22 protein-coding genes and 1 tRNA gene are annotated in these 20,879 nt (G+C 59.7%); 14 read left to right on the top strand and 9 right to left on the bottom strand.

The window, feature by feature from the left end:
- The first annotated feature begins 21 nt into the window (after window positions 1-21).
- Together ACPQ6D_RS19400 and ACPQ6D_RS19395 are read left to right on the top strand one after the other, a co-directional pair.
- A complete protein-coding gene (locus ACPQ6D_RS19400) occupies window positions 22-1,128 on the top strand; it encodes a magnesium chelatase ATPase subunit I (protein WP_423226005.1) in 1,107 nt (368 codons plus the stop codon).
- Between the two features lie 161 nt (window positions 1,129-1,289).
- Entirely contained in the window at window positions 1,290-2,081 is a 792-nt protein-coding gene (locus tag ACPQ6D_RS19395; RefSeq protein WP_423226004.1) for a vWA domain-containing protein, read from the top strand.
- Here ACPQ6D_RS19395 and ACPQ6D_RS19390 read toward each other — a convergent pair.
- Genes ACPQ6D_RS19390 through ACPQ6D_RS19380 form a run of 3 tightly spaced genes read right to left on the bottom strand, consistent with a single transcriptional unit; the run spans window position 2,071 to window position 4,353 of the window.
- Window positions 2,071-2,745 (bottom strand): FFLEELY motif protein, encoded by a 675-nt coding sequence (locus tag ACPQ6D_RS19390; protein ID WP_423226003.1) that lies wholly within the window; start codon window positions 2,743-2,745, stop codon window positions 2,071-2,073. The genes ACPQ6D_RS19395 and ACPQ6D_RS19390 overlap by 11 nt on opposite strands.
- 23 nt (window positions 2,746-2,768) lie before the next feature.
- Entirely contained in the window at window positions 2,769-3,992 is a 1,224-nt protein-coding gene (locus tag ACPQ6D_RS19385; protein ID WP_423226002.1) for a M24 family metallopeptidase, read from the bottom strand.
- Window positions 3,993-3,996: 4 nt separating this feature from the next.
- Window positions 3,997-4,353, bottom strand: coding sequence for a Trm112 family protein (locus ACPQ6D_RS19380; RefSeq protein ID WP_423226001.1), 357 nt, complete (start codon window positions 4,351-4,353; stop codon window positions 3,997-3,999).
- 178 nt (window positions 4,354-4,531) lie between these two features.
- On the opposite strand from ACPQ6D_RS19380, the gene ACPQ6D_RS19375 reads away from it, so the two are divergent.
- The 3 genes from ACPQ6D_RS19375 to ACPQ6D_RS19365 all read left to right on the top strand — a co-directional run bounded on the left by ACPQ6D_RS19375 (window position 4,532) and on the right by ACPQ6D_RS19365 (window position 6,014).
- Window positions 4,532-5,230 (top strand): DUF2161 family putative PD-(D/E)XK-type phosphodiesterase, encoded by a 699-nt coding sequence (locus ACPQ6D_RS19375; RefSeq protein ID WP_423226000.1) that lies wholly within the window; start codon window positions 4,532-4,534, stop codon window positions 5,228-5,230.
- A gap of 282 nt (window positions 5,231-5,512) precedes the next feature.
- Window positions 5,513-5,707, top strand: coding sequence for a rubredoxin-like domain-containing protein (locus ACPQ6D_RS19370; RefSeq protein ID WP_423225999.1), 195 nt, complete (start codon window positions 5,513-5,515; stop codon window positions 5,705-5,707).
- A 25-nt stretch (window positions 5,708-5,732) separates the two neighbouring features.
- A complete protein-coding gene (locus ACPQ6D_RS19365) occupies window positions 5,733-6,014 on the top strand; it encodes a hypothetical protein (protein ID WP_423225998.1) in 282 nt (93 codons plus the stop codon).
- A gap of 139 nt (window positions 6,015-6,153) precedes the next feature.
- Here ACPQ6D_RS19365 and ACPQ6D_RS19360 read toward each other — a convergent pair whose 3' ends face one another.
- The 4 genes from ACPQ6D_RS19360 to ACPQ6D_RS19345 form a co-directional block, all read right to left on the bottom strand.
- Window positions 6,154-6,807: a cohesin domain-containing protein gene (locus ACPQ6D_RS19360; protein ID WP_423225997.1), complete on the bottom strand. Its 654-nt coding sequence runs from the start codon at window positions 6,805-6,807 to the stop codon at window positions 6,154-6,156.
- A gap of 24 nt (window positions 6,808-6,831) precedes the next feature.
- Window positions 6,832-7,539: a hypothetical protein gene (locus tag ACPQ6D_RS19355; protein ID WP_423225996.1), complete on the bottom strand. Its 708-nt coding sequence runs from the start codon at window positions 7,537-7,539 to the stop codon at window positions 6,832-6,834.
- Between the two features lie 102 nt (window positions 7,540-7,641).
- Window positions 7,642-8,334, bottom strand: coding sequence for a hypothetical protein (locus ACPQ6D_RS19350; protein WP_423225995.1), 693 nt, complete (start codon window positions 8,332-8,334; stop codon window positions 7,642-7,644).
- A 123-nt stretch (window positions 8,335-8,457) separates the two neighbouring features.
- Complete coding sequence (locus ACPQ6D_RS19345) at window positions 8,458-9,216, bottom strand: dockerin type I domain-containing protein (protein WP_423225994.1); 759 nt, start codon at window positions 9,214-9,216, stop codon at window positions 8,458-8,460.
- 384 nt (window positions 9,217-9,600) lie between these two features.
- Here ACPQ6D_RS19345 and ACPQ6D_RS19340 point away from each other — a divergent pair.
- The 7 genes from ACPQ6D_RS19340 to ACPQ6D_RS19310 all read left to right on the top strand — a co-directional run bounded on the left by ACPQ6D_RS19340 (window position 9,601) and on the right by ACPQ6D_RS19310 (window position 15,783).
- Window positions 9,601-9,694: transfer RNA gene (locus ACPQ6D_RS19340), tRNA-Sec, on the top strand.
- 96 nt (window positions 9,695-9,790) lie between these two features.
- Window positions 9,791-10,132: a hypothetical protein gene (locus tag ACPQ6D_RS19335; protein WP_423225993.1), complete on the top strand. Its 342-nt coding sequence runs from the start codon at window positions 9,791-9,793 to the stop codon at window positions 10,130-10,132.
- A gap of 84 nt (window positions 10,133-10,216) precedes the next feature.
- Window positions 10,217-10,933 carry an esterase family protein gene (locus ACPQ6D_RS19330; RefSeq protein ID WP_423225992.1) on the top strand — a complete coding sequence of 239 codons (717 nt, stop codon included), beginning with the start codon at window positions 10,217-10,219 and terminating at the stop codon, window positions 10,931-10,933.
- A 98-nt stretch (window positions 10,934-11,031) separates the two neighbouring features.
- Window positions 11,032-11,961 carry an ATP-grasp domain-containing protein gene (locus tag ACPQ6D_RS19325; RefSeq protein WP_423225991.1) on the top strand — a complete coding sequence of 310 codons (930 nt, stop codon included), beginning with the start codon at window positions 11,032-11,034 and terminating at the stop codon, window positions 11,959-11,961.
- 53 nt (window positions 11,962-12,014) lie between these two features.
- On the top strand, window positions 12,015-13,385 hold the full coding sequence (locus ACPQ6D_RS19320) for an ATP-grasp domain-containing protein (RefSeq protein WP_423225990.1): 1,371 nt from the start codon (window positions 12,015-12,017) through the stop codon (window positions 13,383-13,385).
- A 37-nt stretch (window positions 13,386-13,422) separates the two neighbouring features.
- Window positions 13,423-14,547, top strand: a complete 1,125-nt coding sequence (locus tag ACPQ6D_RS19315; protein WP_423225989.1) for a carboxylate-amine ligase — start codon at window positions 13,423-13,425, stop codon at window positions 14,545-14,547.
- 111 nt (window positions 14,548-14,658) lie between these two features.
- Complete coding sequence (locus ACPQ6D_RS19310; protein ID WP_423225988.1) at window positions 14,659-15,783, top strand: carboxylate-amine ligase; 1,125 nt, start codon at window positions 14,659-14,661, stop codon at window positions 15,781-15,783.
- A 138-nt stretch (window positions 15,784-15,921) separates the two neighbouring features.
- Here ACPQ6D_RS19310 and typA read toward each other — a convergent pair whose 3' ends face one another.
- Together typA and ACPQ6D_RS19300 are read right to left on the bottom strand one after the other, a co-directional pair.
- Entirely contained in the window at window positions 15,922-17,766 is a 1,845-nt protein-coding gene (typA, locus tag ACPQ6D_RS19305) for a translational GTPase TypA (RefSeq protein WP_423225987.1), read from the bottom strand.
- A gap of 170 nt (window positions 17,767-17,936) precedes the next feature.
- On the bottom strand, window positions 17,937-18,968 hold the full coding sequence (locus tag ACPQ6D_RS19300) for a LysM peptidoglycan-binding domain-containing protein (RefSeq protein WP_423225986.1): 1,032 nt from the start codon (window positions 18,966-18,968) through the stop codon (window positions 17,937-17,939).
- A gap of 437 nt (window positions 18,969-19,405) precedes the next feature.
- Between ACPQ6D_RS19300 and ACPQ6D_RS19295 the strand changes: the two genes are divergently transcribed.
- Complete coding sequence (locus tag ACPQ6D_RS19295) at window positions 19,406-20,185, top strand: YIP1 family protein (RefSeq protein WP_423225985.1); 780 nt, start codon at window positions 19,406-19,408, stop codon at window positions 20,183-20,185.
- An 8-nt stretch (window positions 20,186-20,193) separates the two neighbouring features.
- Window positions 20,194-20,879: ABC transporter ATP-binding protein (locus ACPQ6D_RS19290; protein ID WP_423225984.1), on the top strand; the 686-nt coding region annotated here is incomplete at its 3' end.

Raw genomic sequence — 20,879 nt, 5'->3', positions numbered from 1 at the left:
CTGGGCTTGGAGAAGAACTAGATGCCGGCTCCCATCTTTCCCTTTACGGCCATTGTCGGCCAAGACCGCATGCGCCGGGCGTTGATTCTCAATGCCATTAGTCCGCGCATCGGCGGCGTACTGATTCGCGGCGAACGCGGCACCGCGAAATCAACCGCGGCGCGCGCGCTGGCCGCGCTCCTCCCCGAAATCGAAGTGGTAGCCGACTGCCCTTTCCAGTGCGACCCCAATCGCCCGGATCAGTTGTGCGACAACTGCCGCAGTCGCCTGGAACGCGGCGAGGTGCTGTCCACCGCGATTCGGCGCACACGTTTCGTTGATCTACCGGTCAGCGCGACTGAAGACCGCGTCGTGGGCACGCTGGACATCGAAAAGGCGATTCAGCGGGGCGAACGTCATTTTGAGCCAGGCGTGCTGGCCGCAGCCAACCGCGGCCTGCTGTACGTGGATGAGGTCAATCTACTCGATGACCACGTGGTGGATATTTTGCTCGATTCGGCCGCGATGGGCATCAACGTAGTCGAGCGCGAAGGCATTTCATTTCAGCACCCCGCGCGTTTCATCCTGATCGGCACCATGAATCCAGAAGAAGGCGATCTGCGGCCGCAGCTCCTGGATCGTTTCGCGCTGTGTGTGGATATGCAGGGCATCAATGACGCGAATCAGCGCGTCGAAATCCTCAAGCGCCGCATCGAATTCGAACAAGACCCAGACGGCTTCCGCGCGCGCTGGCACACGCCCGAACGACACCTGACCGAAGAAATTGACCACGCGCGCAGCCGTTTACCCCTGGTTGAGTATTCGCCGCGCGACCTGTACATGATTGCCGCTCTGACCGCAGATTTCAAGGTGGACGGCCATCGGGCCGACATTGCCATCCTGAAAACGGCGCGCGCCCATGCCGCGTACGAAGGTCGCTTGCATCTCAGCGAGCGCGACATTTTGCTGGCAGCCGAGCTGGCTTTGCCCCACCGCATGAAGAAAGCGCCCTTCCAGGATATTGCCCTGGAGCCGCGCCAGCTCGAAGAGCGCCTGCGTCAGATTCGCGCGGATATGGGGCCGCCCGAAGAGAGCAGCGGGGCCGAAAATCAGACGCCATCGTCGAGCGTAAAAAAAAAGATGACGTAAGCGACGAAACGCAAGAGGGTGAACCGCAAGGCGCCAGCGGCTCGCCCGATACAAGCACGAACCCCAGCAAAGGCGGAGAAGAAAACAAAGCCCCGGCTGGCCGGCCGATCAAGATCGGCGACACCTTCAAAACCAAGCGCCTCGATACGCCGCTGGATCGGATGGCCCGCAGCCAGGCAGGCAAACGCTCTGTCACCCGCACAGAGCGCAAGCGGGGCCGTTACATCAAATCCCGCCCCATCCACGACCGCCCCAATGACATCGCTTTCGATGCCACCATTCGCACAGCCGCGCCCTACCAATTGCAGCGCGCGCATCTGCGCGCCGAACGCGCGGTCGCCTTCGCTGTGCAGCGTCGCGATTTGCAGCAGAAGATCCGCGTACGGCGTACGGCCAATCTCGTGCTGTTCGTCGTGGACGCCAGCTGGTCCATGGCCGCGGCCGAACGTATGGAGGCAACGAAGGGGGCCATTCTGTCGCTGCTGATGGATGCCTATCAACGACGGGATCAGGTGGGTTTGGTGGTGTTTCAAAAAGACCGCGCGCGCTTGATCTTGCCGCCGACGTCAAGCGTCGAATTGGCGGAACGCGCCCTGCGCACGATTCCCGTGGGCGGCAAAACGCCCTTGAGCAGCGGCCTGCTGCTGGCGTATGAAATCTGCCTGGCCGCCCGTCAGCGCGACCAGGAAGTGCTGCCGATCATCGTCTTGCTGACGGATGGCGCCGGCAATGTCTCGATGACGGGCATGCCGCCGCAGGAAGAGGCCACGCGCATGGCCAACCTGATCAAAGCCAATCACCTGCGGGGCGTGGTCATCAACATGGAGCATGCGGCGTTCGATCGCGGCCTGGCGCGCAACCTGGCCGAGGCCATGGGCGCGCCGTGCTTCACCTTGCCTGAATTGCGCGCCGACATGCTGGTGCGCACGGTGCGCGAACATCTCAAGCCGTAACGCCGTAGATGCGATTCAGACGCGCGGTCTCGCGCGTCTCCACGGCGCGCACAAACGGCTCCACATTGCGTGCATGGTGGAAAACCTGGTAGCCGCGAATCAGGAAGCCAAGCGTTGGCTCCCAGCCCAGGCGCCGCGCGGGCAGGCGCAGGGCCTTCAGATGCCAGTCAATTAGCGGCAGGCGGCTGAGGTTGGCGACTGACCGCAGTGTGGCGCCGATGCGCTCGATCTGCTCGACCCGCGCCAAGTAGTTGTCGCACTCACGATAGGCCCACTCATAGTCCTCGGTCGTCCATGCGTCGGCTTTGCCGTGCAGCACCAGCACATCAATCAGATAATCGTCGAGCGCGTCGGTCAGTTCCACCAAGTCCAGGGATTCCTTCATCGCGGCCAGCGGCTTGGGGCCGACAATGTGCACTAGCTTGTCGTACAACTGTCGAAAGCGCGTGTTGCGGTCGTCGAAGTCGTGCGGACCGTAGATATCCTCGAAGAAGAACTGCGCCAGCCGGCCATACTGCGGGGAACGCGCCAGGTCGTCATGATCCTGACGCAGGCGCACACTCTGGAATGCCTGCAGCCGCACGCGCAGCTGCGTACGATAGGGATCGGTCAGATGAGCTGCGCGGTGAACCGGATCGTAGCGGACGTGCATCCAGTCAGGCATAGCAAGGGCCGAAAATCATGGCGCTAATCCATGGGAATGACGAGGTTCTTGGGAAAAGGTGATAGGCTGTGCCACGCGCCCTGCGCGTCCGCGAAGAAGGTGTCTTCGATGCGCACGCCGTAGCCTGCTTCGGCATCGTACAACCCTGGCTCGATCGTGATGACAGCGCCTGGCAGCAGAGGCACGCTCGATCCCGGCATGTCGCTGAGGATGGGCGCTTCATGCACGCGCAGCCCCAGGCCATGCCCCAATGAGTGGTTGTAACCGCGCGTGGTCATACGATCCTGGCGAATCGTGGTGTAGCCACGCGCCTCGAAGTAGTCGCAGACCAGCGTTTGGTAGAAGCCAGAGGCCTCGCCGACGCGCAGCGCGGCCACCGCCGCGTCGAAGGCGCCAAGCACCGTGTCATAAACAGCCTGGACATGCGGCAGGGCATAGCCAATGCAAAATGTCCGCGTCATGTCGTGATAATAGCCAGAACGCTGGTCCCTGGGGAAGATGTCGAATACAATCGGGCTGCCCAAACGCAAGGCTTGGGCGTCGTTGCCCGTGTGATGTGGATTCGCGCCGTCTGCGCCCTGGGCAAAAATCGTGGCGCCGTCATCCACCAGTTCCAGGTCGAAAAAGCGGGCGCGCATGAAAGCCTTGACATCGCCAATCGTCAACGGCTGACCGTCGGCCTTGACCAGGATGCCCTCTCGCGCAGCCTGCCGCTGAATCAAGTCCACCACGGCTTGCACCACCTGGGTGGTCTTCTCGCCGACCTGACGCAGCGCCGCAATTTCCGCGGCGTCTTTCGTCTGGCGCACACGCTCGAAGACGGACTCGAACTCGGCCACCGGTTGAATAGCCGGCATGGCCTGCAGCAGGCTGCCAATGAAACGGTAGGCGTAGCCGGCATCCATCTTGCCCAGAAACGCCACGCGGCCTTGCACGCCCAGGTCGCTGAGGATTTGGCGCTGATACTCGACCATGGCGTCGAAGCGATCGGGGAAACGGCCTGAGATGGCGCGATAGTCCCAGCGCTGGCGGTTGATGAGCGCCAGTCCGGACTGCTCGGCCGCAAAGCGTTCGATCGGGCTGTGAATGAGCAGCGGCGCCTCGCCCCGTTTCTTCACGATCATGGCGCCCTCGAGCAAGGCCCCGTTGGTCATGTAGAACACATCAGGATCAAGCGTCGCGTCGCCCGTGAGGACAAAAGCGTCCAGTCCCATGTCGGCCATGGCCAGGTCAAGATCTTGTTTCATGGGACTACGCCGGTTGAACGATGAGGCTCGTGTCTTGGAATTTGCGCCCTTCGTCAATCAGCATGATCGGAATGCCATCGCGAATGGGATAGCGATAGCCGTTGCGTGGGTTGATGAGCCACTTACCGTCGGCGCTGAGCGTCAACGGCCCTCTATCCAACGGGCAAACCAGGATTTTCAACAGGTCAGGGCTAATTTCGCCGCCCAGTGCGGCCTCGCTCAAGGCTTCCGCCTCAGACGGGCCTTTGTTCTCTGTTCCGCTCAGATCAATCGCCTTCTGTTCGCCCAGAGTCTTGCGCAGAATCATGATGGCCACTGCAATCAACGCCAGCGGCAGCAGCCATTTCAGCAGGTTTTTCATCCGGTGATGCTCCCTTTTCTCTGTCAAGTCGTTTACAGATAGCGCTGTGCAGGGTGGTTTTTCACCCCAGGCAGCGGTGCACCTGTTGCTGTTTATCTTACGACGAACAGAACGACTTGGCAAATTCTACTTTCAGGCCAATTTGCCTTGCACGCCCGCTGCCGCTTATAATCGGCGCATGGCAGTCAGGCAGGAGAGTGATCTATACGCGCCGCTCAAGCGCTTCTTTGAGCAGCAGGGCTACGAGATACGTGGCGAGGTCAAGGATTGCGATCTGGTGGCCCGACAGGAAGCGCGGCTGGTGGTGGTGGAGATGAAGCTGACGTTCAACCTGACCCTGGTGCTGCAGGGGCTGCGCCGCCAGCAGGTGACAAATCATGTCTACGTCGCGATCGAAACGCCCGGCCGCAAGCTGCGCACGCCGTGGTGGCGTGAAGTCCAGCAGTTGTGCCGACGGCTGGGGCTTGGATTGCTGACCGTCAATTTTGCCATCGAGCCGCCGCTCGTGGAAGTTGTGCTGGAAGCAGAAGCCGCGCAAGCGCCGCGTACGCGGCGCAGCAAGCAGGCCCAGGTCGCCACGGAGTTTGACGGCCGCATGGGCGATTTCAACACGGGCGGCAGCACGCGGCGTCCACTCGTCACCGCGTATCGCCTGCAAGCCCTGCGGGTCGTAGGGCATTTGCATGCGCATGGCGCGTGCGCGGTGGAAGATATCAAGGCCGCGGTGGGGTTGAGCAATACCGCGGCTATTTTGCAGCGCAACTATTACGGCTGGTTCGACCGCACGGCGCGCGGCGTCTACGCATTGACGCCCGCCGGTGAACACGCGGCGCAGCAGTACGCGGACATCATCGCCTCCCGCGCGACCCCAACGTGAGCAAACAAGTCCGAACCACAGGAATTCCCAAATACAACACACATTCAGCCGCAAAGAACGCATGCGGGGGCGAGTAATCACAAAGAAACGGTGGGTCCGGTGCAAATTGGCGGCTGTTTTGCGTTCTTTGTGATCTCTGTGGTTAAGAACCCGGTCCGCAGTGGGGCTGCCGGCCAAACAAGCGCAGGAGTCCGGAACTTGTAAGGTCGCAGGGTGGTTTGACAATTCACTAAAAGCGGTTAGAATAACTTTGACCCTCTTGACCAAGGAGAAACCCACTACATGGGTGAATGGGAATGTATGGAATGTGGGTATATTGCACCAGGGCAGAAACGGCCAGACCGTTGCCCTGAATGTGAGGCGCCCACAGAGGCATTTGAATACTTCGAATACGAAGAGGACGACTTCGTAGACTTCGACGATCTCGACGAGAGCGACGATGACTACGAAGATGTAGAAGCTGTGATTGCAGCGTGACCTCGTCAAAAGGAGATACACCTATATGACCAAGATTCTCTGCCCCCTCTCAGACTGTGGCAACTGGGATGACGGCTTCTGCGGCGCCGAGACAATTCGCCTGAGCGAAGAGGGCTATTGTTTGACCTACGAAGAGGTAGGACAGGTCGAGGCGGATGCAACGGATGACCAGTGGGAAGACGACGATCTGGATCTCGACCTGGATGAGGACGAGGACTGGATGGATGAAGACGACATCGAGGATGACGAAGAAGAGGACGATGACTGGAGCGACGACGCCGATGACGATGACGTCTCTTCCTGGTAGGTGAACGACCGGTAAGTGCTCACTCGGTAAGGCCTTCTCCGCGGCGGAGACAGAAGGCCTCGTTTCTTCGATAGATTATGGCAACAAAAAACCAGGCTTCCGTGTGAAGCCTGGTTTTCTATTGCCAACCGCGCACTGCTCAGGCCTGGCGTCGGCGCAGCAAGAAATAAGCCACAATCGCCAGGACCAGAATAGCCCCGCCCAAAAGCAGGGACTGTGAGCTGCCGCCGTTGCCAGCCGCTGTAGAGCCGCTGGCAGGGCCTGTGGGCGATCCACTGCCGCTGCTGGCTGCAGCATTGCCAATGGCGACGTTGACCTTACCCTCATTGATTTCGCCGGGCAGCGCCGTACCGCCGGCCCCGGCCAACTGCAGCTTCTGCAGCTGCAAATCCAGGCTGCCCGCGGCTTTGGTCTTCCAGTGCAGCGTGACCATCAGACCGTCGCCGCCGGCGCCTGCCTGTTGACCCAGGGTGTACGCGCCGACGGTGGCGCGTCCCCCTTCCTTGGCAAAGGCCGGGCCGAGCTTAGCGGGGCTGCGACCAGAATTGCCCAACCACGGGCCGAGGTCAAAGGAGGTCAACTCCACCAGGTTGGCGTCATAAATGACATCGAACTGGAAGCCCAAAACGGCCTCCGCCCCTTTGATGGTGACGTCGGTCGTGAATTCACCACCGGCCGGGACCGCGGCGGCCGGGGGGGTGAGTGTGACCACCGCGCCGGCCGCCAGGGCCGTGGTGGTCGCCAGCAGGGTCAACGCGAGAAGCAGGTAACAGGTTGCGCGTGTGAGTCGCATAGTTTTCCTCCGATTCAACTGTTGTCAGGACCTGCGCAGGCGCAGGAAAGCGGCCGCTGCGGCCGCCGCCAGAATGACGCCGCCCACCACCAAAGCCAGGATCGGGGCTGAGGTCGCCAGCGGGGAGGCTTGCGGCAGGGGATTATCAATCGTTGTTTGGATGCCCTGGGTCGTGTCGCCACACGCGCCGCCGTCGAAGAGGTCGGCGTCTGGTACATATTGCTCACTTTGCAGGCTTACGTCTACAACATCAGTGAGAGGATTCTTGCGTTCAGCATGACGCGATCGCAAATCTACGACAAAGCCAGAACGACAGTCCTGCCACGTCAGAGTTGCCAGAACGATTTCTTCACCCCGGACGCCGTTTTCGATGCGATTTGTACAAAAGCCGCTTAGAAAGACATCGTTAGCGTCGAATGGGTCAGTCCCGTCCACGACATGGATTACAAAGCCACAATCGAGTGCTTGCCATGCCGGGCCAGGGGATACACTGGCGAGGTGACCCTTGGCGTGATCAAAACTGGCATAGACATCCCACGCCACAATGGGTAAACTGCCGGTGTCCACAGCCAGGTTTTTCGCCACCAACTCAGACGTCGTCGCATTTAAGGGGCGAATATGAAAAGAAGTTGGGTCTGATGCTGACGCAAAGTTCACTACAGTCAACATCATAAATAAGAACACGAGGCATAAACGAAGAAGCAGCAAGAAAGCTGATTTATGATACAGCATCAATCATCCTGAGATGCGAAAAAACATGCTCGATCAACTAGCACAAAAACAACAGGGGCGGCTCTGCTGAGCTGCCCCTGTCATAGTAGATGTGTGACCTACTTAGGGTTTGCGAAGAAGGACACCGCGAAACGCAACACCCGCTGCAGCGAGTAGAACCACAGCACCAGCCAGGGCCGGATATAATGCATTACCAAGTGGCGTCACCGGGCTGGCGGTTACGCCGGCCAGGGTTACAGCCAGAGGGCTACCGCAGGCACCGCCGTCAACTAACTGATTGTCGGGGACAAAATACTCATTGAAGAGCGGATCGAACACTTCGGTCAAGGCAGGGCTGCCAACCGGGTTAGTCTTCAAGTCCACCGTGAACGGTGATGTGCATGTCCAATTCAATGTGGCGAGCACGACGTTGCCGGTTGGTGCTGCAACACCAGCAGGTGGAATGCTTGTGGTACACGTTCCGTCGACCTGTACACCAGACGGATTCAACGGATGAGGATCTGCTTTGAACGTGCCAAAACCGCAGTTAAGGGCCGCAAAGTCAGGCCCAGTTGTCACGGAAGACAGCGATCCCTTTGTATGGTCGTACTCAAGATACACAGTAAAGCCGATAGCCCCGTTTCCAGTACCAGACGGGCCTAGATTACGTGCTACGATTTCGCTAGCATTACTACCAATAGGATGGATGTAAAGAAGACTGAGCGACACATTGGCGGGTGAAGCACTCGCCATGCCGGCTGCCACTATCAGAAGTACTAGCAAAGCTGCAATGGGCGCCAAACGTCTTAAAGTCATTTATGACCTCCCTCAGAAAATCCATGTGTGCAGACGAGCCAGTCTCATTAGTGCTGGTAAGGTGTGGCTCGTCGGTACTTCCTCGAACGTAGGAAAGTGTGTCAGGCTAAGACAAATTCGTGTTCAGTTGACGCAAGCGACAAGGGGGTTCTGCCCGAGCTTGGCTGTAACACGGCTTACGTCAATACCAGTGATTGACCCGCTGTCATTCAAGTCGTACTGATAGTTATTTCCACATGCTGTGGCAGCTTGCCCAAGCCTGGCGGTGACCTGAGTTACGTCAATGCCGGTAATGGTTCCACTACCGTTGACGTCAAACTTGCTCCAAACATTCGCGGTGCCACCCGTCTGTGCAGTCAGAGCAATGACGGCGCCGTTGATGTCAACCAACTGCGTCTCGGCCAGGGTCATCGCCACGCTGCCGCAGGTGGCGGTAGGCTTGAGGCTGACCGTGGAGAGAAGGCCATTGGCCATGTTGCCCGGCGGGTTGCCGGCGCCCCAGGAGTAGCCGCCCCATTTGACGGCGTCGGTGCTGACGGCCTTGAGGGCCGGCGTGCTGCTGTCGCCAGTCTGTTGGCGGGTGCCGCCGTTGGTGAGGTAGGTGCCAATGTTGATAGAAATGTCTGCATCGGCCGAACTGAAACGGCCGGCGGCCCAACTGAGCTTGCTCTCGTAGCCGCCCAGACCAGCGCCCAGGCCGCTCACGTTGATGGGGACAGGCGCTGAGCAACTGTGGCCGTTCCACACCTGCGCGCCAGCGCCAACGGCCAGGGTCCCAGCATCTGGCGATGCCTGGATTGCGGGAGCCGCATTCGCTACGGCCAAAAGCGCCAGCAGGCCCACCACAGCTGCCAGCCGTCCGACGAAGGTTACACGATTCATATTTCGCCTCCTAAAACTGAACCCGTGAATGTGAGAGATTGGTGTGGGGAAGCGAGCGCGGCCATTAGCCTACATGCTCAGCCACACGATTTTAACACAAGGCCGTGAATTTGTCCAGTACCACAATGGTACTAAATCCAGGGGTTTTTGTCAATGATTGGCGTGCAGGTTTGTGTCTCTGTGTAGTGCCAGGAACACGCTCAGCACGGCGAATCATGATGACGCCATTCATTATGACACCGTCAATATGACACCGTCAATCCGATTGTTGTTACGCGGGCGACGGCCTCTCAGTACGTTCAAAGAGACGCGCGCCACGACTTTCTTGCAGACCAATACTTTGACGAATCGTGCAAAGCATTGTATCATCCCCGCTGCGGTCATGGGGGTGGATGGGTCCCGGTGGGCTCCCCGGTCTTCAAAACCGGTGACGGGTGCTCGAAGCGGCCGTGGTGAGTTCGACTCTCACCCACTCTCGCCTCCAGCGCTTGCGTTCGCTCAGCGAAGGTATGTTAGCATCTCAAGGGTGGTCATTCTGCAAGCTAAAATCCGAATTGCGCAGCGATTGTAATCTATGCAGATTCAGATCAACTGGGAAGACCAGGCGCCACAGATTGCGGCGGCGGTTGTATATCCTTATCCGGATCTGCGCCGACTGTGGTTGCGTGTGGCGCTGACCGCATTTGCCGAGTATCCCAATCTTGATGTTGTCATTACCGATCCTGAAGGTCATACGGTTGCGAGCTTGAGCGCGGTCGAAGTGCGCGAACAAGAGCTTGCCTACACACTGCATTTACGCCAGGCGCCGCAGCCGGCAGCCGTGTACCATGCGCAGGTCCTGCTCACGCGCGGCGACGCGCTGCTGCATCAAATGACCGTGGACTTTCCCCTGACTTTCGTCGAGCCGGCGAGCTGATGGCGCGCCAGATCAAGCGACGCGGCTTGATCGCAAGTCTTCACGTCGGTCACATTCCTCACAAGTGGAGCATCGAACGAATCCATGAATCGTGAATACCATAAATGGTACAGCCCAACGTTGAACCGAGAGATGGAACTGCTCGTTTTCGGGCATGGCGGCGCGCGTATGATCGTTTTCCCGACGTCGCGCGCCCGCTTCTTTGAATATGAAGACAGGGGCATGGTGTGGGCGCTGCGCGATCATGTCGAGAGCGGCAATCTACAGCTGTTCTGTGTAGACAGCGTAGATGCCGAAAGTTTCTACGCCCGCTCCGTACACCCCAGCGGACGCATCATGCGCCATCTGCAATACGATCAATACCTGGTGCGTGAATTGCTGCCCTTCGTCTGGTGGAGAAATCCGACGCCGTTCACCATTGTCCATGGCTGCAGCTTTGGCGCCTATCATGCCGTCAACTTTGCCCTGCGCCACCCTGAACTCGTCAACCGCGCGATTGCGCTGAGCGGCAAGTATCAGATGCGCGGCTTCTTCGATGGCTACTATGACGATAACATCTACTATAATAACCCCAGTGAATTCATTGTCCACGAGCAGGACCCCGGACGGCTTGACCAGATCCGCAAAGTGGACATGATTATCGCCATCGGCGAGCACGACCCGGCGTACCAGAACAATCGTGAGTTCTCCAGCGCGCTATGGAGCAAGAACATCTGGCACGCGTTTCGAGTGTGGAATGGGTGGTCGCACGACTGGCCCTACTGGCAGCAGATGATCCGCTGGTATGTCAGCGGCGCCTGATAACAAAATCAATCGAACAACCTTGACAGATGAACGCTTGGTCGTTGTCATCCACAGCGCCCACGTTCGACACCACGTAGGAGGAACCTGGGAATCAGATGGCAGACATCAAGAAAGTCGGCGTCATGGTCGGCCGCGAATGGTCTTTTCCGCCCGCCTTTATCGAAGAAGTCAATCGCCGGAATGTGGGCGTCTTCGCGGAGTATGTCAAACTGGGCGGAACGGTCCAGAATGAACCTAACGAGTATGCGGTGATCGTGGATCGCATCTCGCACGAGATCAAATACTATCGCACGTATCTCAAGAATGCGATCTTGCAGGGGACGTACGTCATCAACAATCCCTTCTGGTGGTCGGCCGACGACAAGTTCTTCGAAGCTTCGTTGGCAACCAAACTTGGCGTCGCCAGTCCGCGCACGGTGGTGCTGCCCAATAAGAGCTACCCGGAGGGCGTCGTCAGTGAGAGCCTGCGTAATCTAAAATATCCCATTGACTGGAAGGCCATTGCCGATTACGTGGGCATGCCGGCCATTCTCAAGGACGCCTGGGGCGGCGGCTGGCGTGATGTGTACAAAGTCAACACGATTGATGAACTGATCTACTACTACGATCAAAGCGAGCAGTTGTGCATGATTGTGCAGGAGTTCATCGAGTGGGATCATTACGTGCGCTGCATGTGCATCGGCCAGGAGACGATCCTCCCCATGAAGTACGACCCGCGCGAGCGCAAATACCACGTGGAGCATGCACACATGGACGCGGAGTTGGGGCGGCGCGTGGTGCACGATGCGCGACTCCTCAACCAGGCTCTGGGCTATGATATGAACACCGTGGAATTCGCCGTGCGCGACGGGGTGCCCTACGCGATTGACTTCATGAACCCGGCGCCTGACATGGACATCTATTCCCTGACGCAGCACTATTTTGAATGGGCGCTCAACGCCATGAGCGATCTGGTCATCAACCGCGCGACGCAGGGCGTCTGGCAGGGGTATCAGTATCCCTGGGGCAGGTTGGTGCGACCGTAACCTTCGAAGCAGGCGGCCCCGACGAGATCATTCAACGTGAAAGAGGAAAGGTCATGAGCGCCGAACCCAACATCACCGATATCATCGCTTACTACCACGACCTGTGTACGCCGGCGATGGCGGCCGATACCTGGAGCGAGCTGGAGCAGGGAATGCGCGCCCGTCGCTTGTACTTTGGGGAGCGGCCGCTGACCACCGTCCTGCGCCCTCATCTGCTGACGAAAGCGCAGTGGAAGTATGTCGTGGGCGAATGTGAGCTGCTGATCAGCGCGTTCAACAAGGTGTACAACGCCATGATGGGCGATGCGTCTCTGCGGCGCCAGGTCGCGCTGACCCCAGAGGAAGAATACCTGATCACGCTGGAGACCGGCTATGAGACGCCCGTGCCGACGGCGCGCTTGGATTCGTTCTTCAGTCACGATGGCACGCTGCAGTTTGTGGAGTACAACGCCGAAAGCCCGGCAGCCATGGCCTATGAAGATGTGCTGTCCGAGGTCTTCTTGCAGACGCCGCTGATCAAGAACTTCCAGGCGCGCTATCCGCTGACGCCGCTCTGGGCGCGCCAGCACGCCGTGGACGCGATTCTGGAGATCTACTACGCCTGGCGCGGCAATCGGGGGGCGCTGCCCACGATTGCCATCGTGGATTGGCACGGCGTCCCCACGGCAAACGAATTCATCCTGTTCCAGGAATACTTCGCCCAGCAGGGCATCCGCGCGGTCATCGTCAGCCCCGATGAGCTGGAGTATCGTAACGGCGTGATGCTGGCGCACGGCGCCGGCGGCGGCCTGGCGGTTGATTTCATTTACAAGCGGGTTCTCTCGACCGAGCTGCTGGAGCGCTACGGCCTCGATCATCCGATCATCCACGCGCTGGCCGACGGCAAAATCTGCATGATGAACCCCTTCCGCTGCAAGCTGCTGCACAAAAAAGCCAGCTTCGCGGTGGTCGGCGATGAGCGCAATCAACATTTCTTCACGCCCGCCGAACGAGCCGCGCTCGATGCGCACATCCCCTGGACGCGCATGATCGAAGAACGAAAAACGCTGTTCCACGGACAAGAGGTGGATCTACTGCCCTTTGCACTGGAAAACAAGGATCGCCTGGTCATCAAACCGAACGATGAGTACGGCGGCAAGGGCGTTGTCATCGGTTGGGAAACTGACAGCGCCGCGTGGGAGAAAGCCTTGCAGAGTGGCCTGCCGGAAAATGCTGTCCTACAAGAACGCGTGCAGATCGCGTACGAGGACTTTCCAGCCTTGACCACCGACGGCCAGGTGCACATCAGTCAGCGCCTGGTGGACTGCGACCCCTTCGTGTTTCACGGGCGCATGATTGGCGGCTGCCTGACCCGCCTTTCCACGGTGACGCTGCTCAACGTAACCGCCGGTGGCGGTTCTACCGTGCCGACGTTCGTGGTGTAAACCAAGCAGACGACAAGAGATTCGATGGAGGCGTGCGATGTTCCAAGAGCCTAGTCTGAACATTGGTATCAGCGAAGAATACCAGATTATTGATCCAGAGACGCGCGAACTGCGTTCCATCATCTCGCGCGTCATGGACAACGAACGGTTGATCCTGCGTGAACAGGACGCAGAGGGCGAGGTGCAGGTGGAACTGCCAGCCACGCTGGAGATGGGCACGCCAGTCTGCGCCAACATCAAAGAGGCTCGCCAGGCCTTGATCCAGCAGCGCAAGGGCGTCATGAAACTGGCGCACGATCGCGGCTTCGAAGTAGCCCTGGCCGGCACGCATCCGATCACATCCTGGCGCAAGCCAGGCATTCCGCGACCCGGTCACATCGAAGGATTAGTCGCGGGACGCGACATGCTGGCGCAGCGTCTCCTAATCTTCGGCACGCATGTGCACATCGGCATCGAAGATCCGGAGCTGCGCATTGACGTGATGAATGTCATCCGTTACATGGTGCCGCACATGTTAACCCTGTCCACCAGCTCGCCTTTTTGGAGCGGTCGCAACACCGGCCTGAAGTCGTATCGTAACGTGCTGTTGGAAAACCTGCCCCGCAGCGGCATCCCACACCATTTTGCTTCGTGGGGTGAATACCGCCAGTACGTTGACATGCTGATGGCAACGCACTGTATTGACCACGAGCGTCAGATTTACTGGGATGTGCGGCCGCACTGGCGCTTGCCCACCCTGCAATTCCGCGTCTTCGACGCATGCACCACCGTGGATGAGGCGCTGGCGGTGGCGGCCCTGGTGCAAGCGACAGTCGCCTGGCTCGTGGAGCTGCGACGCCATAACATGATGTTTCGCGACTACACCCGCAGCCTGGTCGCCGAGAACAAATGGCGCGCGGTGCGCTACGGCCTGGATGGCAAACTGGTGGATTTCGGCAAAGAGCAGCAGTTCTCCGCCAAGCAGCTCGTGCGCGAGCTCCTACGCCTGGTTGACCCCATGGTAGATGAACTGGACAGCCGCGACGAACTAGAATTCGCCTATTCCATCATCGAGCAGGGCAACAGCGCCGACCGCCAGCTGCGCGTCTACGAAGAAAATGACCATAACCTGCGCGCCGTGGTGGACCATTTGATCCTCGAAACACGCAAGGGCGTGGACTGACGGCGATCGTCCTGGTAATTCCCTGGTTGGCAGCCAGCTGACCACCGCGGTATCCCACGCGGCTTGCACCCAAGACACAAAACCATGGCAAGAGGTAGATGAGGTAGATATATGGTGAAGCGACCATCACTCACGATCGGCGTCGAAGAAGAGTACCAGATCATTGATCCCTCCACGCGCGGCTTGAAGGCGGCCATCACGGAACTGATGGAGCAGACCAGCACCCAGAACGTTGAGAAGGGGGTGCTGAAAGAGCACGCCATCAAGCCTGAAATGCACCAGTCCATGGTGGAGCTGGGCACGCCGATCTGCCAAAACATCGCCCAATTGGCCGAAGAGCTGCGCAAACAGCGTGAATCCATCATCAGCCTGGCCGAAGAACATAACCTGGCGATTGTGGCGGCGGCCACGCATCCGTTCTCGCATTGGCGGCAGCAGGAGATCACGCCGTTCGACCGCTACAAGGGCGTGGTGCAGGACATGCAGATCCTGGCGCAGCGCCTCCTGATCTTCGGCATGCATGTCCACATTGGCATCGAAGATCGTGACTTTGGCATTGACTGCATGAATGTCGTGCGCTACATGCTGCCGCACATCCTGGCCTTATCCACCAGCTCGCCGTTCTGGATGGGGCAAAACACGGGCTTCAAGTCCTACCGCAGCATCGTTTTCGAAGATTTTCCTCGCTCCGGCGTGCCTGAACGGTTCGAATCGTGGGGCGAATTTCAGCGTTTCGTAGATACACTCATCAACACCGGCTGCATCCCCAACGGATCGAAGATCTGGTGGGACGTGCGGCCGCACTACGCTTTTCCCACCATCGAGTTCCGCGTGTGCGATATGGTGACGCGCGTGGACGAGGCCATTGCAATTGCCGCGCTCATCCAGGCTGTAGTCGCCTGGCTGTGGGAACTACGGCGGCGCAACATCACCTTCCGCATCTACCGCCGCGACTATATCGAAGAGAACAAACGTCGCGCGGTGCAGCATGGCATTGACGGCAAGCTGATTGACTTTGGCAAATACACGGAAGTGCCCACGCGACAGCTCGTGCGCGAAATTCTGCGCCTGGTGGACGAGCAAGTGGAGGAGCTGGGCAGCCGCGAAGCCATCGAACCGATCTACCGTATCCTCGAACACGGCACCAGCGCCGACCGCCAGCTCAGAGTCTTCGAAAAGACGCGCGATATGAATGCGGTCGTGGATCATCTGATCGCCGAAACCAGGATGCCCTAGCCCTAACCTGCGGGGCAACACAACAAGACCCTAGCCGGCGCGGCGATACAAAAAGACCCTAGCCTGTGTGGAAACAAAAAAGACTTCCGAAGTCCTGACAGACTTCGGAAGTCTTGCTTCCTCTCTTCCCGCGTCTCTCTATTCGTCCTTATCCTTCGCGGCCTTGCGTCGCAAATCTGAATTCAGAATCCGCTTGCGCATCCGGATGTTGAGAGGCGTCACCTCAACCACCTCATCGTCGGAAACGAATTCGATGCAGTCGTCCAGGCTCAAGATGCGATGCGGAGTCAGGCGGATTTGAATTTCGCTGCTCGACGCCCGCATGTTGGTCAACTGCTTCTTCTTGCACACGTTGACATCCATATCGGTGTCGCGGCTGTTCTGGCCGACGATCATGCCTTCGTAGACATCCCGGTTGGGGCCGATGAAGAGCGTGCCGCGCTCCTCGGCGTTCTTCAAGCCGTAGGTCGTGGCAACGCCGGCCTCCCAGGCCACCAGGCTGCCATGCGTGCGCGTCCCAATCGGCCCGTAGAACGGCTCATACCCCGCAAAGAGCGTATGAATGATGCCGTTGCCTTTGGTCATCGTCAGGAAATCGTTGCGGAAGCCAAGCAGGCCGCGTGTCGGCACCTTGTAGTGCAGGAAAACGATGCCATTGTCGCTGTGACGCATGTCCTGCAGCTGCGCTCGCCGGGTGCCCAACATCTCAACGACCGCGCCCAGCCAGGGCTCGGGCACTTCGATGTAAGCCTCCTCGATTGGCTCCAGGCGCTCGCCCGTCGCCGCATCGGTGTGGAAGATCACCTCCGGCTTGCTGACCTCGAATTCGTACCCTTCGCGGCGCATGGTTTCGATCAGCACCACCAGGTGCAGCTCACCGCGTCCAGAGACCAGGAACGTGTCGGCTGAGTCGGTCTCATCCACGCGCAGGCTGACGTTGTGCTCTAGTTCTTTGAACAGACGTTCACGCAGCTTGCGGCTGGTGCTCCAGGTGCCCTCGCGGCCCGTGAAGGGACTGGTGTTGACGCCAAAGGTCATGCGCACGGTCGGCTCTTCGATGCGGATGGGCGGCAAGGGGTGCGGATCACTGGCGTCGGCCACCGTCTCGGACACGGTGACCTCTGGAAGGCCCGTCACCGCCACGATGTCGCCCGCCTCCACCTCTTCCTGCTCGACGCGCTCCAGACCCTGGTGCGAAAAAACCTGCGCCAGACGCCCGAACCTGGCCTGCCCACTGGTCGCAATAACGGCCACTTGCTGCAAACGGTGCAAACGACCGGCAAAGAGACGGCCGATGGCAATCCGTCCCTTGTAGTCGTCGTAGGCCAGCAGGGTGATGAGCATCTGCGCCGGGCCGCCCATATTGACGGTGGGGCCGGGCAAGTAATTCAGGATGAGATCGAGCAGCGGAGTTAGATCAGTCGCCAGCGTGTCCGGTGTGTCGCCGGCGCGGCCTTGCTGGCCGATGGCGTAGACGACGGGAAAGGACGCTTGCTCATCGGTGGCGCCCAGGTCAATAAAGAGATCGAAGATGGCGTTCGTCACCCATTCGGGCCGGCTGTCCTTACGATCCACCTTGTTGACCACCACGATGGCGCGATGCCCCAGTTCCAGCGCCTTGCGCAGGACGAAACGCGTCTGTGGCATCGGCCCATCCACCGCATCTACCAAGAGCAGCACGCCATCCACCATGTTAAGCACACGCTCGACCTCGCCGCCAAAATCGGCGTGGCCCGGCGTATCTACGATGTTGATCTTGACGCCCTTGTAGTAAACCGCCATATTTTTGGCAAGGATCGTGATCCCGCGCTCGCGCTCCAGATCATTGGAGTCGAGCACGCGATCAATCACCAATTGGTTGTCGCGAAAGACCCGCGTCTGCTTGAGAATGGCGTCTACGAGGGTCGTTTTCCCGTGATCCACATGGGCAATAATGGCAACATTCCGAATATCACTTCTCGTTGTCAGGTTTAGTTCAGGCATTTTGTTCGTTTTCCACTTCGCTTCGACTGTATCTACTCAATGGGGTGGGTGCGTGGCGATGTTCGCCGCGGGACGGTCCGCCGCCGCGCCCCATGGATTATCTCAACATAAAAAGGCCCTCACCTGGCGGCAAGGGCCTTTGGCTTCACTTGTCTGCAGGCGCGCGCCGATCAGTAACGAATGGTGACCGGCATACCGATGTAGGCCAGGCTGTACAATTGAGCGGCTGTCGTGTTATCCAACATGACGCAGCCAAAAGTGATGGGGGTTCCCACCAGGCCTGCCCACACCTGACCGCCGTTTGGATACCAGGGTTGACCATGAATCCCATTTTCGCTCGAGCCCGCCCAGTAGATGCCAAGCCAATAGGGCATCCAGAACTGCCAGCGCGAACCCCAGGCGTTGCGAATCTTGCTCTGCACCCGGAACGAACCGGTTTTCGTGCCGGAGCCCGAACGCCCGGTGGAGCAGCGCCAGGTGTTGAGCAGCGTGCTGCCAGAATAGAGCTGGCAGCGCTGCGCTGAAATGCTGACCTGGAAACTCAGACCTCGACTGCCGGCCCCTGGATACACCGGCACGCTGCCGCTCGTCGCGGCGCCGCCGCTGGGGATGCGCAGGCGCTGGCCCACAATGATCAGGTTGGCGCTGCGCAGGCCATTCGCGGCGATAATGGCGGCCACCGACGTGCCGTAGCGGGCGGCAATGCCGCCCAGGGAATCGCCGCGGGCGACGACATGCACGCGCGCGCCGGGGGTCGGGGCGCTGCCGCCAGCAGCAGGCGCTGCGCCATTGACCCGCAGGCGCTGACCAACGAAAATCATACTGGCATTCGAAAGGCCGTTGAGGGCCATCAGACTAGCCACCGTAGTTCCGTAACGGGCCGCAATGGCGCCGAGACTGTCGCCAGCTTGCACCACATACACCCCGCTGGCGCCGCCGCCGGTCCCGGCGCTGCTGCCGCCGGGAATCTGCAGGCGCTGACCCACATACACCAGGTTGGCGTTGTCAATGCCGTTGGCCGTCATGAGCGCCTGCACCGTCACGCCATAGCGCAGCGCAATACTGCTCAGGGTCTCGCCCGCCTGCACCACATGAATTCCGTCCAGCGAGGGTTGTTCGATGGGGAGGGCAAAGGCAGGCACGGCCGAAGCCAGCATCACGAGTAAGATCAACACCGCCGTGATGAGTCTGCGTTGTGACATAGTTCCTTCTGTCAACTCCTTTCAAGAAAACCCCGAGCTGTTTCAGCTTATTGCGATATAATGAATAATGATTTTAGCACTCTCTAGGAAAAGCGCCAAAATGGCCTGGCTGAACAAATGATGACCGTGAACCTACGCGCCGGGTTCGAGATGTGTTTCCGGCGGTTTCGGGACGCTTTGGCGCCGATTCGTGCGCGGCGCCATCCGCCTTCCAGCGCCCGCAAAGCGGTCATCGGCCACAAGCTCATGGCCGTGTCTGCGCTCAGCAATTGGGAAGCAAAGCGAGGGTTGTGCTATAATACCCCTCATTGCACAAACCGCCGCGTGGCTGCGCGGTCTCGACGGCGCAGCGAAGCCTGCCAGGAACCAGCGTCGCCGCGGCAACGTCAGTGCGGACGGCAGACACAGTTCAATTCATCCACACGAAGGACGACACGATGTCATTTTCCCTGAACCCAGCAGCCGCAGCGGCTGGCCCGGCCGAGCCGCACAGCCCAGGCCTCTTTTCGCTCCTCTGGTGGATTTGGCTGCGACCGCGCGCGGCGCTGACCGCGGTGCGCGATGGGCAACGGTGGTTGTTCATCATTCCGCTCGTCGTCATCGTCAGCCTGCTGGCGCTGCGCGTCGTGATCGAGGCGCCCTACGTGGCTGAGCTGCGTCGCTTGGCAAGCATCGAACAGCTACGACAGAGCCTGCCGCCGCAGGATTTTGCGAATCTGCCGCCAGAAGCGCTGCAAGGTCCAGCGCCCCAGCCGATTGCGCTGGGGCTTCTGGCTGCCATTGGGCCGCTGCTGCTGGCCTGGATCGTGCGCGCCGGTTTTTTGCACCTGCTTGGGCTGGCATTCGGCGGCCAGAACACCTATGGCGCGCTGTTCAGCACATCCGCATGGGCCAGTCTCCCCCTGGCCGTACGCACCGTCTTGCAGATCATTTTCATCGCCAGCACGCATTCGCCCATCGTGGGCGGCGGCCTCTCTGGCCTCGTGACGCCGGCCGATCAGGTCCTCAACGGGCAGTTAGGCTTTGTGGGTGCGGCGCTGAGCTCGATTGACTTGTTTGCCGTCTGGTATGTGGTTCTCCTGGGGATGGCCGTGCTGATCAGCGGGCGCTTGAGCCGCAACAAGACGATCATCATCATGGGTATCTACGTGGCGCTTTCCGTGCTGGTTGGAGCTGCACCCAGCCTTCTCTTGGGCGCTTTCTCACGAGGGTTCTAACCCCAAAAATGCCGACGGTGATCATTGACGTTGCGGATCTGCAAAAAACGTATGTGATGGGCAAAGCCCAGGTTCATGCGCTGCGCGGGGTCAGCCTGAGCGTGCAGCAGGGCGAGTTCTGCTGCCTGATGGGCGCGTCTGGTTCTGGCAAATCCACCCTCCTGCACTTGATCGGCGGCCTGGATCGGGCGTCGGCCGGCGAGATTACGGTGGCGGGGCAACAACTGAGCGCACTCGACGAAAATGACCTGGCAGCCTACCGGCGCACACGCATCGGCTTCGTCTTTCAGTCGTTCAACCTGGTTTCGACGATGACCGCGGCGCAGAACGTGGAGTTTCCGATGCTCTTTGCCCGCATAGCGCCGGCCGAGCGCCGTCGTCGCGCGCAAAACCTGCTGCAGGTCGTTGGCCTGGCCGAGCGGCTGGGCCATAAACCGACAGAACTTTCTGGCGGCGAGCAGCAGCGCGTCGCACTGGCGCGGGCGCTGGTCAATCAGCCCACCATCCTGCTGGCTGATGAACCGACGGGCAACCTGGACAGCCAGACCGGGATCGAGATCATGGACATCATGCGCCGCGCAAATCGGGACGCCGGCATCACGATTCTGATGGTGACGCACGATCCGGCCGTGGCGCGCTACGCGGAGCGCGTGGTGCGCCTCAAAGACGGGCTGATCCTGGGCGAAGAGACGGC

The sequence above is a fragment of the Candidatus Amarolinea aalborgensis genome (genome assembly GCF_900491745.1).
GTDB classification, from domain to species: Bacteria; Chloroflexota; Anaerolineae; order SSC4; family Amarolineaceae; genus Amarolinea; species Amarolinea aalborgensis.
This window is presented reverse-complemented; position numbering and strand designations above follow the sequence as displayed.

Coding starts and splice junctions, on each gene's coding strand:
- ACPQ6D_RS19400 (WP_423226005.1), top strand. CDS start 22: ATGCCGGCTCCCATCTTTCCCTTTACGGCCATTGTCGGCCAAGACCGC.
- ACPQ6D_RS19395 (WP_423226004.1), top strand. CDS start 1,290: ATGGCCCGCAGCCAGGCAGGCAAACGCTCTGTCACCCGCACAGAGCGC.
- ACPQ6D_RS19390 (WP_423226003.1), bottom strand. CDS start 2,745: ATGCCTGACTGGATGCACGTCCGCTACGATCCGGTTCACCGCGCAGCT.
- ACPQ6D_RS19385 (WP_423226002.1), bottom strand. CDS start 3,992: ATGAAACAAGATCTTGACCTGGCCATGGCCGACATGGGACTGGACGCT.
- ACPQ6D_RS19380 (WP_423226001.1), bottom strand. CDS start 4,353: ATGAAAAACCTGCTGAAATGGCTGCTGCCGCTGGCGTTGATTGCAGTG.
- ACPQ6D_RS19375 (WP_423226000.1), top strand. CDS start 4,532: ATGGCAGTCAGGCAGGAGAGTGATCTATACGCGCCGCTCAAGCGCTTC.
- ACPQ6D_RS19370 (WP_423225999.1), top strand. CDS start 5,513: ATGGGTGAATGGGAATGTATGGAATGTGGGTATATTGCACCAGGGCAG.
- ACPQ6D_RS19365 (WP_423225998.1), top strand. CDS start 5,733: ATGACCAAGATTCTCTGCCCCCTCTCAGACTGTGGCAACTGGGATGAC.
- ACPQ6D_RS19360 (WP_423225997.1), bottom strand. CDS start 6,807: ATGCGACTCACACGCGCAACCTGTTACCTGCTTCTCGCGTTGACCCTG.
- ACPQ6D_RS19355 (WP_423225996.1), bottom strand. CDS start 7,539: ATGCTGTATCATAAATCAGCTTTCTTGCTGCTTCTTCGTTTATGCCTC.
- ACPQ6D_RS19350 (WP_423225995.1), bottom strand. CDS start 8,334: ATGACTTTAAGACGTTTGGCGCCCATTGCAGCTTTGCTAGTACTTCTG.
- ACPQ6D_RS19345 (WP_423225994.1), bottom strand. CDS start 9,216: ATGAATCGTGTAACCTTCGTCGGACGGCTGGCAGCTGTGGTGGGCCTG.
- ACPQ6D_RS19335 (WP_423225993.1), top strand. CDS start 9,791: ATGCAGATTCAGATCAACTGGGAAGACCAGGCGCCACAGATTGCGGCG.
- ACPQ6D_RS19330 (WP_423225992.1), top strand. CDS start 10,217: ATGAATCGTGAATACCATAAATGGTACAGCCCAACGTTGAACCGAGAG.
- ACPQ6D_RS19325 (WP_423225991.1), top strand. CDS start 11,032: ATGGCAGACATCAAGAAAGTCGGCGTCATGGTCGGCCGCGAATGGTCT.
- ACPQ6D_RS19320 (WP_423225990.1), top strand. CDS start 12,015: ATGAGCGCCGAACCCAACATCACCGATATCATCGCTTACTACCACGAC.
- ACPQ6D_RS19315 (WP_423225989.1), top strand. CDS start 13,423: ATGTTCCAAGAGCCTAGTCTGAACATTGGTATCAGCGAAGAATACCAG.
- ACPQ6D_RS19310 (WP_423225988.1), top strand. CDS start 14,659: ATGGTGAAGCGACCATCACTCACGATCGGCGTCGAAGAAGAGTACCAG.
- typA (WP_423225987.1), bottom strand. CDS start 17,766: ATGCCTGAACTAAACCTGACAACGAGAAGTGATATTCGGAATGTTGCC.
- ACPQ6D_RS19300 (WP_423225986.1), bottom strand. CDS start 18,968: ATGTCACAACGCAGACTCATCACGGCGGTGTTGATCTTACTCGTGATG.
- ACPQ6D_RS19295 (WP_423225985.1), top strand. CDS start 19,406: ATGTCATTTTCCCTGAACCCAGCAGCCGCAGCGGCTGGCCCGGCCGAG.